Consider the following 12,705-nt stretch of genomic DNA (forward strand, 5'->3'; position numbering starts at 1 on the left):
TCCTTAAGAACGTTTTTCAGGAAGTCGGCACAGCCCCTGAGCGGGAATGTCCATGGCAGAATTAAAACGGGCTGACAGATTTTGCAGGCCGATCAATGCTGTCAGCTCGGTGAGTGCCTGAGCGTCAAAATGGGCAGCCAGTCGGGTACGCAGGGCATCATCGACCGTTGGCGGTGTGACGCTCGCGGCTTCGGCGTATTCCAGCGCCAGCCGCTCCTCATCGCTGAACAGCGGGCTTTGCCGCCAGTCAGCCACCGCCAGCAGTTTGTCAGTGCTACCGGTACGCTCCGCGACTTTCATACTGGTGATATCCACACAAAACTCACACAGACACATTTGTGCAATGCGTGCGCTGACAAGCGATCGCACCACCGGATCGAGCGGTGAATGTTTGCGCTCCAGCCAGCCGACAAACATCGACACCAGATAAAAGATAAACGGAATTCGCCCCCACCAGCGAATTGGGCTTAGCACCTCGCCATAATGGCGACGATGCAGCCACGCCTGCGGACGTAAAATCAAAGGAATTTTGCTAAGCGGCGGTAAACCCATCAGGCATTCCTCTTCTGGCGTTCAAACCATATTTTTTTCGCCATAAAAATCACCACGGTCAGGGCAAACAGGATAAACAGTCCGGTGACAAACCAGAATGTGCCGCCCGTTAACATGCTGCCCGCCCAGGAATAGACGATGGTTGCGGGTAGCTGACCAAGCCCGGTGGCGATAAAAAACGAGCGAAAACGTATTGAAGTCAATCCGGCAGCATAGCTGATAGGATCGAAAGGGACAAAAGGCAATAACCGACATACCAGGATGGTGTGTTTGCCGTAGCGGGTAAAAAAGCCGTCCATGCTGTTAAGCACGGTTTTACCGGTTAACTTTTCCACTACTTCGCGACCCATCACTCTGGCGATAAAAAAGCACAGCGCCGCACCCGCCATCGAACTGGTCCACGACAGCAAGCCGCCCCAGAATGCGCCAAACAGTGACGCATTGGCAAAGGTTATCAAAAACGCAGGCAGCGGCGCGGCAATGGCCTGTAAGATCATCAAGAAGAACGAGACCACAGCCGCCTGTGTGCCGTAAGACTGAATAAAGCGTTCTATACCCTGTTGATCCACGGCGGCAAACGCCGCAACGCTGCGATTGATAAACTCATTGACGCCGGGAAGCAGCGCCCATGCCAGCAGCACAGCGAACAACAGGATGATGATGGTGGCACGGTAGTACCAGATTTTACGCGATTGCATTTTCATCATCCTTTATCCTGGTTTTATTCGGCAATTTTAAAGGTAATCGTTGCCAGCGTGTTATCTGCCGGGAGAACCGACGCATTACCTTTGAATTGCACTTCACCGCGTTTTTCCACGGCCCATAAGTGTATGTCGCATTGCTGACGATACCGACGGGACAGCTATCGAGACACACCAGGCAGCCAGTTTTCTTCTCTTCTGCCGCCGCTAAATTACCGCCAAAGCGCATGTCCAGTTTCTTGCCATTGCTATCGACAATCACCTCATCGAAGGAATACGCTTTTGCCGCCCCTTGCCAGTTGACCGAAATATCCAGTTTGCTGCCCGCCACATGTGTCGTTTCTTTATTATCCATCGTCATGTTTTCGCCCGGCGTGCCACCGGCCTGTTTCAGGGCTTCATAAAATGCTTTCGGGGTCGCATAACCCATAAACAGTGATTTATGTCCGTTGGAGCCATCTTTAAACACAATGCCGTGGCGGGTATCGTCTGTCAGAAAACGACCATTAATTTGCACTAACATGGTGACCGTATGGTTATTGGCATCGACACGCAGTGGCTGGCTGGCGGAAAGCCCGTCGTATTCCACTTTTGCCACCGTATTTTCTTTTTGATCGCAGCCACTAAGCCCTGCGGTTGCCAGTAAACACAGTGCAGCCAGTCCTTTTTTCCATGACGCTGAATAATGTTGCAACATCGTTCTATCCTTCATTTTTGGGGTGAGTAAGTGGGCTGCGGCGTGAAGCAGACAGATCCACATGTTTGTGTCGGGCGTAGAGTCTGGCGAACTGAACGAGAATAAACAGCGCCAGTCCTGCCAGACAGAGTTTTAAAATAAAGCGCAGCGTAATGCCCTCACTGGCGAGATCGCTTGCCATTACGGTATAAATAACTATTCCGGGCAGAGTAGTTAATGCCGAAATAAGGGTATAAGGCCAGAAGGCGATGGCGGTTAATCCATAAGCATAATTTTGAATATTGTAAGGAAATAGCGGGATTAAGCGGGTCAAAATAAGAAAATCGATACCGTTACGCGTAATACCTTTTTCTATGGCCTGAAAAGTGTGGCTATGACCAACGTATTTCAGCAGTAAATCACGTCCCAGCCAGCGTGCCAAAAGGAAGGAGCATGACGAGGCCAGCGTGGCGGCAATTAATGAAAGAAACGTCCCTAAGAGCGGGCCAAAGACTATTCCTCCGGCGATCACCAGTATGCTACCCGGTAACAGAAAGAGAGTGGCGATGATGAATAACAGAATATAGAGGCTATAACCGAAAAATCCGCTCTGGCGAATAAGCGCCTGTAAGTGAGGTAAATCGGTGAGCAGATCGAATAAACCGAAAGTGTGGATAGCGTAAATGACCAGCGCAAAAATAAGACAGGCAAAAAGAAATTTACGCTCAGCGTTCATCGTGGAGTTTCCTATATCAAACTTGATAATAGAGAAGTGGTCAGACAACTAAAAACGCAGTGACGGTATAACAAAGGACGGCGGGCAACAAATCATTACTGACAGTTTGTTGATTTTTCTCAAGGTTAATTCTCCTGACCCAGAGTGAGCCAGGAGAACAGAGATATTAGCGGCGGAAGGTCGCCCACACCGGGGCGTGATCTGACGGTTTTTCCATGCTGCGGATTTCATAGTCAATGCCGGTTTCTACGCAACATTCCGCCAACGGCTGGCTGGCGAGCAGCAGGTCAATGCGCAGACCACGGTTATCATCAAAACCTTTTGAGCGGTAATCAAACCACGAGAAGCGATCTGCCGTTTCCGGGTTCGCATGGCGGAAAGTATCCACTAGACCCCAGCTAATCAGTCTCTCCATCCATTCGCGTTCTTCTGGCAGGAAAGAACATTTACCGGTACGCAGCCAGCGTTTGCGGTTCTCTTCGCCAATGCCGATATCGAGGTCTGTAGGGCTGATATTCATATCGCCCATAATCAGCACCGGATTCTCACGCTTGAGTTCGGTTTCCAGGTAGTTTTGCAGGTTCTGGTAAAACTGCGCTTTCGCCGGGAATTTAATCGGATGGTTGCGGCTTTCACCCTGCGGAAAGTAGCCGTTGATCACGGTGACATTGCCCAGCGGCGAGGGAATTTCCGCCATAATAATTCGTCGTTGAGCCTCTTCGCCGTCGCCGGGGAAGCCGCGACGCACAGCAATCGGCGTCTCTTTGGTCAGCAGCGCCACGCCATAATGGCCTTTCTGCCCGTGATAAAAGACGTTGTAGCCAAGCTTTGCTACTTGTTCGAGCGGAAACATATCATCATGAACTTTTGTCTCCTGCAAACCAATCACATCCGGTTGGTGCTTTTCGACGATGGCTTCAAGCTGGTGTGGTCTGGCGCGCAGACCGTTGATATTAAAAGAGACAAATTTCATAGTCGCTGCCATTTATTCAGATAAAGAGTGCGTGGATGTTAGCAGAAATTCGCCGTGCTTACTGCCTGTTGTTAAGTGATTTGATCGATGGTTGTTAATGATGCCAACGATGGCGCAAAAAATGCCCGTTTTTGGTGCAGTTGCGTCAGCATGGCGCAGTAATTTCCAGTAAATTTCGTCAACGATCACAATTCCAGAATTATATTTTACTTCTGCATAACATTTCGTTTTTTATTCTTTTTATTCATCAGTATCGCAAACGTATTCACTTTATATGCACTTCAGGTGCATATCGCTGGGTTGTAACGCCTTGATTTCCAGTTAACTGCCGCCGTTTATGCACTTTTACCACTGGCTGGCACGAACCCTGCAATCTACATTTACAGCGCAAACGTCACTTGTTATTAACATATAAATAACTATTTATTTACTGTGGGGGTCGCTATGTCTCAGCCAATTACGCGTGAAAACTTTGATGAATGGATGATACCTGTTTACGCTCCGGCACCGTTTATTCCGGTACGTGGCGAAGGTTCGCGCTTGTGGGATCAGCAGGGGAAAGAGTATATCGACTTCGCGGGTGGCATTGCAGTGAACGCACTGGGTCATGCGCATCCGGAACTGCGGGAGACGCTGAACGAGCAGGCGAGTAAGTTCTGGCATACCGGTAATGGTTACACCAACGAGCCGGTATTACGGCTGGCGAAAAAGCTCATTGACGCGACGTTTGCCGATCGCGTGTTCTTCTGTAACTCCGGCGCGGAAGCCAACGAAGCGGCGTTGAAACTGGCGCGCAAATACGCTCACGACCGCTACGGTAGCCATAAAAGCGGCATTGTGGCGTTTAAAAATGCTTTCCACGGGCGCACGCTGTTTACCGTTAGTGCGGGTGGGCAGCCAGCCTATTCACAGGATTTCGCGCCACTGCCGCCGGATATTCGCCATGCCGCGTATAACGATATTAATTCTGCCAGTGCGCTGATTGACGACTCCACCTGCGCGGTGATTGTCGAGCCAGTACAGGGCGAAGGCGGCGTGGTGCCAGCCAGCAAGGCATTTTTGCAGGGATTGCGTGAGTTATGCGATCGCCACAATGCATTGCTGATTTTCGATGAGGTACAAACCGGAGTCGGGCGTACCGGTGAACTTTATGCCTATATGCACTACGGGGTGACGCCCGATCTGCTGACCACCGCTAAAGCTCTGGGCGGAGGTTTCCCGGTTGGTGCGCTGCTGGCAACCGAAGAGTGCGGTCGGGTGATGACTGTTGGCACTCACGGCACCACCTATGGTGGTAATCCGCTGGCCTCGGCGGTGGCGGGTAAAGTGCTTGATCTCATCAACACGCCAGAGATGCTTAATGGTGTCAAACAGCGTCACGACTGGTTTGTTGAGCGTCTTAATACCATTAATCATCGCTGCGGTTTGTTCAGTGAAATTCGCGGATTAGGTCTGTTGATTGGCTGTGTGCTGAATGCGAATTACGCCGGGCAAGCGAAACAGATCTCTCAGGAGGCGGCGAAAGCAGGCGTGATGGTGCTGATTGCGGGTGGCAACGTGGTGCGTTTTGCGCCGGCGCTCAACGTCAGCGAAGAAGAGGTGACGACCGGACTGGATCGCTTTGCCGCTACTTGCGAACGCTTTGTTAGCCGGGGTTCATCATGATGGTCATCCGTCCCGTTGAGCGCACCGATGTCGCAGCCTTAATGCAGCTTGCAGGTAAAACGGGCGGCGGCCTGACGTCGCTCCCTGCCAATGAAGCCACGCTTTCGGCGCGTATCGACAGATCCATTAAAACCTGGCAGGGCGAATTACCCGAAAGCGAGCAGGGTTATGTGTTCGTGCTGGAAGAGAGCGAGACAGGCACCGTGGCGGGTATTTGCGCTATTGAGGTGGCTGTCGGGCTAAACGATCCCTGGTACAACTATCGCGTCGGTACGCTGGTTCACGCTTCGAAAGAGTTGAATGTCTATAACGCGCTACCGACGCTGTTTCTCAGTAATGATCACACCGGAAGCAGTGAGTTATGCACGTTGTTCCTCGACCCGGAGTGGCGCAAAGAGGGCAATGGCTATTTGCTGTCGAAATCGCGCTTTATGTTTATGGCGGCTTTTCGTGACAAGTTTAACGACAAAGTGGTCGCCGAAATGCGCGGGGTGATTGATGAGCACGGCTATTCGCCGTTCTGGCAAAGCCTCGGTAAACGCTTCTTTTCGATGGATTTTAGCCGCGCTGATTTTCTCTGCGGTACTGGTCAAAAGGCGTTTATCGCTGAACTGATGCCAAAACATCCGATCTATACGGACTTTTTATCCCAGGAAGCGCAGGACGTTATCGGCCAGGTGCATCCGCAAACAGCCCCCGCGCGTGCGGTGCTGGAAAAAGAAGGTTTTCGCTACCGTAACTATATCGACATCTTCGACGGTGGGCCGACGCTGGAGTGCGACATCGACCGTGTTCGCGCCATCCGCAAAAGTCGGCTGGTGGAAGTCGCGGAAGGGCAGCCAGCGCAGGGGGATTTCCCGGCCTGTCTGGTCGCCAATGAAAATTATCACCATTTCCGCGTGGTACTGGTGCGTGCCGATCCGGCAACCCAGCGTTTGATTTTAACCGCCGCACAACTGGACGCTCTCAAGTGCCACGCCGGGGAGCGCGTTCGTCTGGTGCGCCTGTGCGCAGAGGAGAAAACAACATGACTTTATGGATCAACGGCGACTGGGTGACGGGGCAGGGCGAACTTCGCGTGAAGCATAATCCGGTATCGGGCGACGTATTATGGCAAGGCAATGATGCCGATGCCGCTCAGGTGGCGCTGGCTTGTCGCGCTGCACGCGCCGCGTTTCCGCGTTGGGCGCGGCTCTCCTTTGGCGATCGTCAGGTAAGAGTTGAACGCTTTGCCGGACTGCTGGAAAGCAATAAAGCCGAATTAACGGCGATTATTGCCAGAGAAACAGGCAAACCGCGCTGGGAAGCGGCAACCGAAGTGACGGCAATGATTAATAAAATCGCTATTTCAATCAAGGCATATCACGTGCGCACGGGCGAGCAGCGCAGCGAAATGCCTGACGGTGCGGCGAGTTTGCGCCATCGTCCACACGGCGTGCTGGCGGTGTTTGGACCGTACAATTTCCCAGGGCATTTGCCGAACGGGCATATCGTTCCGGCGCTGCTGGCAGGCAACACAATTATCTTTAAACCCAGCGAACTGACACCGTGGAGCGGCGAGGCGGTAATGCGCTTATGGCAGCAGGCCGGCTTGCCGTCGGGTGTGCTGAATCTGGTGCAGGGGGGGCGCGAAACGGGTCAGGCGCTGAGTGCGCTGGAAGACCTCGACGGTTTGCTGTTTACCGGTAGCGCCAACACTGGCTATCAGTTGCATCGCCAGCTCTCCGGTCAGCCGGAAAAAATCCTCGCCCTCGAAATGGGCGGCAATAACCCGCTGATTATTGATGACGTGGCGGATATCGACGCCGCTGTCCACCTGACTATTCAGTCAGCATTTGTCACTGCCGGGCAACGCTGCACTTGCGCCCGCCGTTTAATGCTTAAACGCGGGGCGCAGGGCGATGCGTTCCTTGCTCGCCTGGTTGCCGTCAGCCAGCGGTTAACGCCGGGTAACTGGGATGATGAACCACAGCCGTTTATTGGCGGGCTGATTTCTGAACAGGCCGCGCAGCAGGTTGTTACCGCCTGGCAGGAACTGGAAGCGATGGGCGGGCGAACCCTGCTTGCGCCACGTTTGCTGCGCGCAGGAACATCATTGCTGACGCCGGGGATCATTGAAATGTCAGGCGTTGTCGGCGTGCCGGATGAAGAAGTGTTTGGGCCGCTATTGCGCATCTGGCGTTATGACACCTTTGATGAGGCGATTAAGATGGCGAATAACACTCGCTTTGGCCTCTCTTGCGGGCTGGTGTCACCGGAGCGGGAAAAGTTCGATCGACTGTTACTGGAAGCGCGGGCGGGGATCGTCAACTGGAACAAACCGCTTACCGGCGCTGCCAGTACTGCACCATTCGGCGGCGTTGGCGCTTCCGGCAACCATCGCCCCAGCGCCTGGTATGCCGCAGATTATTGTGCCTGGCCGATGGCTAGCCTGGAGTCAGACACGTTAACGTTGCCTGCGACGCTTAACCCCGGTCTGGATTTCTCCGATGAGGTGGTGCCATGAACGCCCGGGAAGTGAATTTCGACGGGCTGGTGGGGCTGACGCATCATTACGCGGGCCTGTCGTTTGGTAATGAAGCCTCTACCCGTCACCGTTTTCAGGTCTCTAATCCGCGACTGGCGGCAAAACAGGGTTTACTGAAAGTGAAAGCCCTTGCTGATGCGGGATTCCCCCAGGCGGTGATGCCGCCGCACGAGCGACCGTTTATTCCTGTTTTGCGTCAACTGGGATTCAACGGCAGCGATGAACAAGTGCTGGAAAAGGTTGCCCGTCAGGCTCCGCACTGGCTTTCCAGCGTCAGTTCCGCTTCGCCAATGTGGGTAGCGAATGCAGCCACGGTAGCGCCATCCGCTGATACGCTGGATGGCAAAGTGAATCTGACCGTCGCCAACCTGAACAATAAATTTCACCGTTCGCTGGAAGCGCCCGTCACCGAATCGCTGTTAAAAGCGATTTTTAACGATGAAGAGAAGTTCACCGTTCATTCTGCTTTGCCGCAGGTGGCGATGCTGGGGGATGAGGGGGCGGCAAACCACAATCGGCTCGGTGGTAACTATGGTGATCCGGGTATACAGGTTTTTGTCTATGGCCGAGAAGAGGGCAATGGCACGCGACCTTCCCGTTATCCGGCGCGGCAAACCCGTGAAGCCAGTGAGGCGGTCGCCAGGTTGAATCAGGTGAATCCGCAGCAGGTGATTTTCGCCCAGCAAAACCCGGACGTTATCGACCAGGGCGTTTTTCATAATGATGTGATTGCTGTGAGCAACCGCCAGGTGCTGTTTTGCCATCAGCAGGCGTTCGCCCGCCAGGCTCAATTACTGGCAAATCTGCGCGCGCGGGTGAACGATTTTATGGCGATAGAAGTTCCGGCGGCACAGGTTTCCGTAGCGGATGCTGTCTCGACTTATCTGTTTAACAGCCAGTTACTGAGCCGTGATGATGGTTCGATGGTGTTGGTGCTGCCGCAGGAGTGTCGGGAACACGCTGGGGTATGGCGTTATCTCAATGAATTGCTTGCTGCCGATAACCCGATAAGCGAACTGAAAGTTTTTGATTTGCGCGAAAGCATGGCAAACGGCGGCGGCCCTGCGTGCCTGCGGTTACGCGTGGTGCTGACGGCAGAAGAATATCAGGCGGTAAATCCGGCAGTGATGATGAACGATACCTTGTTTAATACGCTCAATAACTGGGTGGATCGCTACTATCGCGATCGTCTTACTGCCGCCGATCTTGCTGACCCGCAATTGCTGCGAGAAGGAAGGGAAGCCCTGGATTCGCTGACCCGTTTACTGAATCTCGGTTCGGTTTATCCGTTTCAGCGTGAGGGAGGGAGCAATGGATAATTTTCTTGCCCTGACTTTAACGGGCAAAAAGCCAGCCATAACAGAGCGGGAAAACAACGGTGTCCGCTGGCGCTGGCTGGGCGACGGGCTGCTGGAACTGACGCCGTTAACGCCACCGCAGGGGGCGCTGGTGATTTCTGCGGGAATACACGGTAATGAAACCGCGCCGGTAGAAATGCTTGATGCTTTGCTTGGCGCGATCCTCCACGGCGAGATCCCTCTACGCTGGCGGCTGCTGGCGATCCTTGGAAATCCCCCGGCGCTGAAGCAAGGGACACGTTATTGCCATAGCGATATGAATCGAATGTTTGGCGGACGCTGGCAGCGATTTGCCGAAAGCGGCGAAACCTGCCGTGCGCGCGAACTGGAACAGTGTCTGGAAGATTTTTATGAACAGGGTAAAGAGTCTGTTCGCTGGCATCTTGATCTGCATACCGCGATTCGTGGTTCGTATCACCCACGGTTTGGTGTTTTACCGCAACGTAATATTCCCTGGGACGAAAACTTTCTGATATGGCTGGGTGCGGCAGGGCTGGAGGCATTGGTGTTTCACCAGGCGCCGGGGGGCACGTTTACCCATTTTAGTGCCGAACATTTCAGTGCACTGGCGTGTACGCTGGAACTTGGTAAAGCATTGCCATTTGGCAAAAACGATCTTCGCCAGTTTTCACCCACTGCCAGCGCGATTGCTGCGCTGTTATCTGGCGTGAGTGTCGGTACTGAGAGAAAGTCGCCGCTACGCTATCGGGTCATTTCGCAAATTACCCGCCACTCATCGTCCTTCGAACTGCATATGGCAAGCGAGACGCTGAACTTCACGCCGTTTAAGAAAGGAACGTTGTTGGCGCAGGATGGTGAGGAACATTTTACTGTGACTCATGATGTTGAGTATGTGTTATTCCCTAATCCATTGGTGGCGACGGGATTACGTGCGGGATTAATGCTGGAAAAAATAACCTAATACTTGCCCGCAGAAATCATTCTGCGGGTATTTACTGGCTTTTTAATGAAATAATGCGGATTAATCCTGGTTATTTGCTTTATTTATCACCAGTCATCAGGTATAGTTCTTCATAATTTCTGCAAAATCAGTGTGTTGTAATATTTCATCATCACTCTCCATCAAATTTTCTTTTTTTCTCCATAATTGGCGCAAAAGTGTTTTTTACACTTTCATTGTTTTACCGTTGCTCTGATTAATTGACGCTAAAGTCAGTAAAGTTAATCTCGTCAACACGGCACGTTACTTAAGAAAGCCGTAATAAATAACTGAAAGGAAGGATATAGAATATGCGTAAATTAACTGCACTGTTTGTTGCCTCTACCCTGGCTTTTGGCGCGGCTAACCTGGCCCATGCCGCCGATACCACTACCGCAGCACCGGCTGACGCGAAGCCGATGATGCACCATAAAGGTAAATTCGGTCCGCATCACGACATGATGTTTAAAGACCTGAACCTGACCGACGCGCAGAAACAGCAGATTCGCGAAATCATGAAAGGCCAGCGTGACCAGATGAAACGCCCGCCGCTGGAAGAACGCCGCGCAATGCATGACATTATTGCCAGCGATACCTTCGACAAAGCGAAAGCTGAAGCGCAGATCGCAAAAATGGAAGAACAGCGCAAAGCTAACATGCTGGCGCACCTGGAAACCCAGAACAAGATTTACAACATCCTGACGCCGGAGCAGAAAAAGCAATTTAATGCTAATTTTGAGAAGCGTCTGACAGAACGCCCTGCGGCAAAAGGTAAAATGCCTGCAACTGCTGAATAATCTTTCAGCCTGACAACTTAAGACCGCCGGTCTTGTCCACTACCTTGCAGCAATGCGGTGGACAGGATCGGCGGTTTTCTTTTCTGTTCTACAACTTTTGCAAAAAAAGCCTAATCACCACTAAGGTAAATCACCCGAGTTGCCGATAACAATCCACGGTTGCCTGAACGATAACAATGAAAAGAGTATGCCGGGAGCGAGTATGGAATACTTTGATATGCGTAAAATGTCGGTGAACCTGTGGCGAAACGCTGCCGGTGAAACTCGTGAAATCTGTAGCTTTCCTCCGGCAAAACGTGATTTTTACTGGCGTGCCAGCATTGCTTCCATTGCGGCAAATGGTGAGTTTTCGTTGTTTCCGGGAATGGAAAGGAGCGTGACGCTGCTGGAAGGCGGTGAGATGCTCCTTGAAAGCACTAACCGTTTTAGCCATACCTTAAAACCGCTACAGCCTTTTGCTTTCTCGGCGGATCAGGTGGTAAAAGCGAAACTGACTGAAGGTCAGATGTCAATGGATTTCAACATTATGACGCGCCTTGATGCCTGTAAAGCGAAAGTCAGAATTGCCGATCGCACGTTCACCACTTTTGGCTCACGCGGTGGGGTGGTGTTTGTGATTAGCGGAGCGTGGCAACTGGGCGACAAGCTGTTGACTACCGACCAGGGCGCGTGCTGGTACGATGGCAGGCACACCCTGCGGCTTTTGCAACCGCAAGGCAAACTGCTGTTCAGTGAAATTAACTGGCTGGCAGGCTATTCACCGGATCAAGTTCAGTGATTTCATAGTTGCCGGAAAGCAGCGGTTTACAGAGGATTTTATAACCGTCGTGATCAAACCCGGCGGGTGTGCGGATTAACGTTGCAGCTTCTTCTAACGAATTAACCGCGCCCAGCCACAGCCAGTTATGAATAATATGATATTGGGTCATTTCCGGATGCTGTTCTTTCAGCGCCACCGCACCTCGCCACGGCCAACAAACAACCCGCAAACGCTCCAGAGACTGGCGCAAACGTAGCGCATGAGCGTCATGGCTCTCTTTACCGCAGCACGCCCCGGCGCAACGTTTTAGCGCCGAACGAAAACAAGCGCGCCCGCGACTTAACGGTTCCAGTCCGAGCAGGCCATAACAAAGTTTTTGTTCATCGGCGATGGTCTGTAATGCTTGTAAAGCCGCACGACGGTTGGCAAACAGGCCGAATAAGTTTGCTGCGGTAGAAAAATCCACGTCTTTGGCATACACCACATCGACACGCTTTTCATTCAGTTGCAGGGCACAGAGCTGGCGATTACGGCGCAAGCGTTTATTAAACAGTGGCTGTTGTTCTTTGATTAATCGCGCTTCAAGGAGTAGAGCGCCAATTTCGCCTGCGGTGCAGATCCAGCTAATTCGCCGGGATTGCCGCAGCATGGCGGCTTCATCCGGAGTGCGTAAATGAGAAAGCACCCGGCTGCGGATATTAACGCTTTTGCCGATATAGAGCGGCATGGTGTCACTTTCGCCATGAAACAGATAGACCCCAGGTCGGGTGGGTAAGTCATTAAGGAATGAACGTAAATGTTCGGGATATTCGTAGATTGCCGCCGCTTCAAATTCTGGCCGCAGGGAAGTTAAACGCCGTACCACTGTTGACTCCAAATGCTGGTTATCTATCCAGTGTAACAGGCGGGAAACGATTAAAAAAGAGGCGGGTCGATGACAAAAGTAACACCGCCTGATGCGCTACGCTTATCAGGCCTACTCGACTCCTGCAATGTACTGAATTTGCAAAGTTTTGTAGG

At 52.3% G+C, this 12,705-nt stretch carries 12 protein-coding genes and 1 pseudogene; 7 read left to right on the plus strand and 6 right to left on the minus strand.

What is annotated here, in order from left to right; all coding sequences use genetic code 11:
* Positions 1–3 precede the first annotated feature (3 nt).
* The 5 genes and pseudogenes from WES_RS11745 to xthA all read right to left on the minus strand — a co-directional run bounded on the left by WES_RS11745 (position 4) and on the right by xthA (position 3,638).
* On the minus strand, positions 4–552 hold the full coding sequence (locus WES_RS11745) for a carboxymuconolactone decarboxylase family protein (protein ID WP_000524094.1): 549 nt from the start codon (positions 550–552) through the stop codon (positions 4–6).
* The gene (locus tag WES_RS11740) at positions 552–1,259 is read right to left on the minus strand and encodes a TVP38/TMEM64 family protein (protein WP_016158151.1); all 708 of its coding nucleotides are present in this window, start codon (positions 1,257–1,259) and stop codon (positions 552–554) included. Before WES_RS11740 ends, WES_RS11745 begins: the two co-directional genes overlap by 1 nt.
* Before the next feature lie 14 nt (positions 1,260–1,273).
* Positions 1,274–1,950: pseudogene (gene ydjY / locus WES_RS11735) on the minus strand (lipoprotein YdjY).
* Between the two features lie 4 nt (positions 1,951–1,954).
* Positions 1,955–2,665 (minus strand): TVP38/TMEM64 family protein, encoded by a 711-nt coding sequence (locus tag WES_RS11730; RefSeq protein ID WP_010356792.1) that lies wholly within the window; start codon positions 2,663–2,665, stop codon positions 1,955–1,957.
* 166 nt (positions 2,666–2,831) lie between these two features.
* The gene (xthA, locus tag WES_RS11725; RefSeq protein WP_016158153.1) at positions 2,832–3,638 is read right to left on the minus strand and encodes an exodeoxyribonuclease III; all 807 of its coding nucleotides are present in this window, start codon (positions 3,636–3,638) and stop codon (positions 2,832–2,834) included.
* Positions 3,639–4,082: 444 nt separating this feature from the next.
* On the opposite strand from xthA, the gene astC reads away from it, so the two are divergent.
* The 7 genes from astC (at position 4,083) to ves (ending at position 11,703) form a co-directional block, all read left to right on the plus strand.
* Positions 4,083–5,303: a succinylornithine/acetylornithine transaminase gene (gene astC / locus WES_RS11720; protein WP_016158154.1), complete on the plus strand. Its 1,221-nt coding sequence runs from the start codon at positions 4,083–4,085 to the stop codon at positions 5,301–5,303.
* Positions 5,300–6,334 carry an arginine N-succinyltransferase gene (astA, locus tag WES_RS11715; protein ID WP_000989448.1) on the plus strand — a complete coding sequence of 345 codons (1,035 nt, stop codon included), beginning with the start codon at positions 5,300–5,302 and terminating at the stop codon, positions 6,332–6,334. The genes astC and astA overlap by 4 nt, the downstream gene beginning before the upstream one ends.
* The gene (gene astD / locus WES_RS11710; RefSeq protein ID WP_016235193.1) at positions 6,331–7,809 is read left to right on the plus strand and encodes a succinylglutamate-semialdehyde dehydrogenase; all 1,479 of its coding nucleotides are present in this window, start codon (positions 6,331–6,333) and stop codon (positions 7,807–7,809) included. Before astA ends, astD begins: the two co-directional genes overlap by 4 nt.
* On the plus strand, positions 7,806–9,149 hold the full coding sequence (astB, locus tag WES_RS11705; RefSeq protein ID WP_016158157.1) for an N-succinylarginine dihydrolase: 1,344 nt from the start codon (positions 7,806–7,808) through the stop codon (positions 9,147–9,149). Before astD ends, astB begins: the two co-directional genes overlap by 4 nt.
* On the plus strand, positions 9,142–10,110 hold the full coding sequence (gene astE / locus WES_RS11700; RefSeq protein ID WP_016158158.1) for a succinylglutamate desuccinylase: 969 nt from the start codon (positions 9,142–9,144) through the stop codon (positions 10,108–10,110). Before astB ends, astE begins: the two co-directional genes overlap by 8 nt.
* Positions 10,111–10,439: 329 nt before the next feature.
* Entirely contained in the window at positions 10,440–10,925 is a 486-nt protein-coding gene (spy, locus tag WES_RS11695) for an ATP-independent periplasmic protein-refolding chaperone Spy (RefSeq protein ID WP_001228965.1), read from the plus strand.
* A 202-nt stretch (positions 10,926–11,127) separates the two neighbouring features.
* Positions 11,128–11,703 (plus strand): environmental stress-induced protein Ves, encoded by a 576-nt coding sequence (gene ves, locus WES_RS11690; RefSeq protein ID WP_016158159.1) that lies wholly within the window; start codon positions 11,128–11,130, stop codon positions 11,701–11,703.
* Here ves and cho read toward each other — a convergent pair.
* Positions 11,663–12,550: an excinuclease Cho gene (gene cho / locus WES_RS11685; RefSeq protein ID WP_016158160.1), complete on the minus strand. Its 888-nt coding sequence runs from the start codon at positions 12,548–12,550 to the stop codon at positions 11,663–11,665. The two genes, ves and cho, sit on opposite strands and share 41 nt — an antisense overlap.
* Positions 12,551–12,705: the final 155 nt, after the last annotated feature.

It is taken from the genome of Escherichia sp. KTE31 (assembly GCF_000407925.1).
GTDB classification, from domain to species: Bacteria; Pseudomonadota; Gammaproteobacteria; order Enterobacterales; family Enterobacteriaceae; genus Escherichia; species Escherichia ruysiae.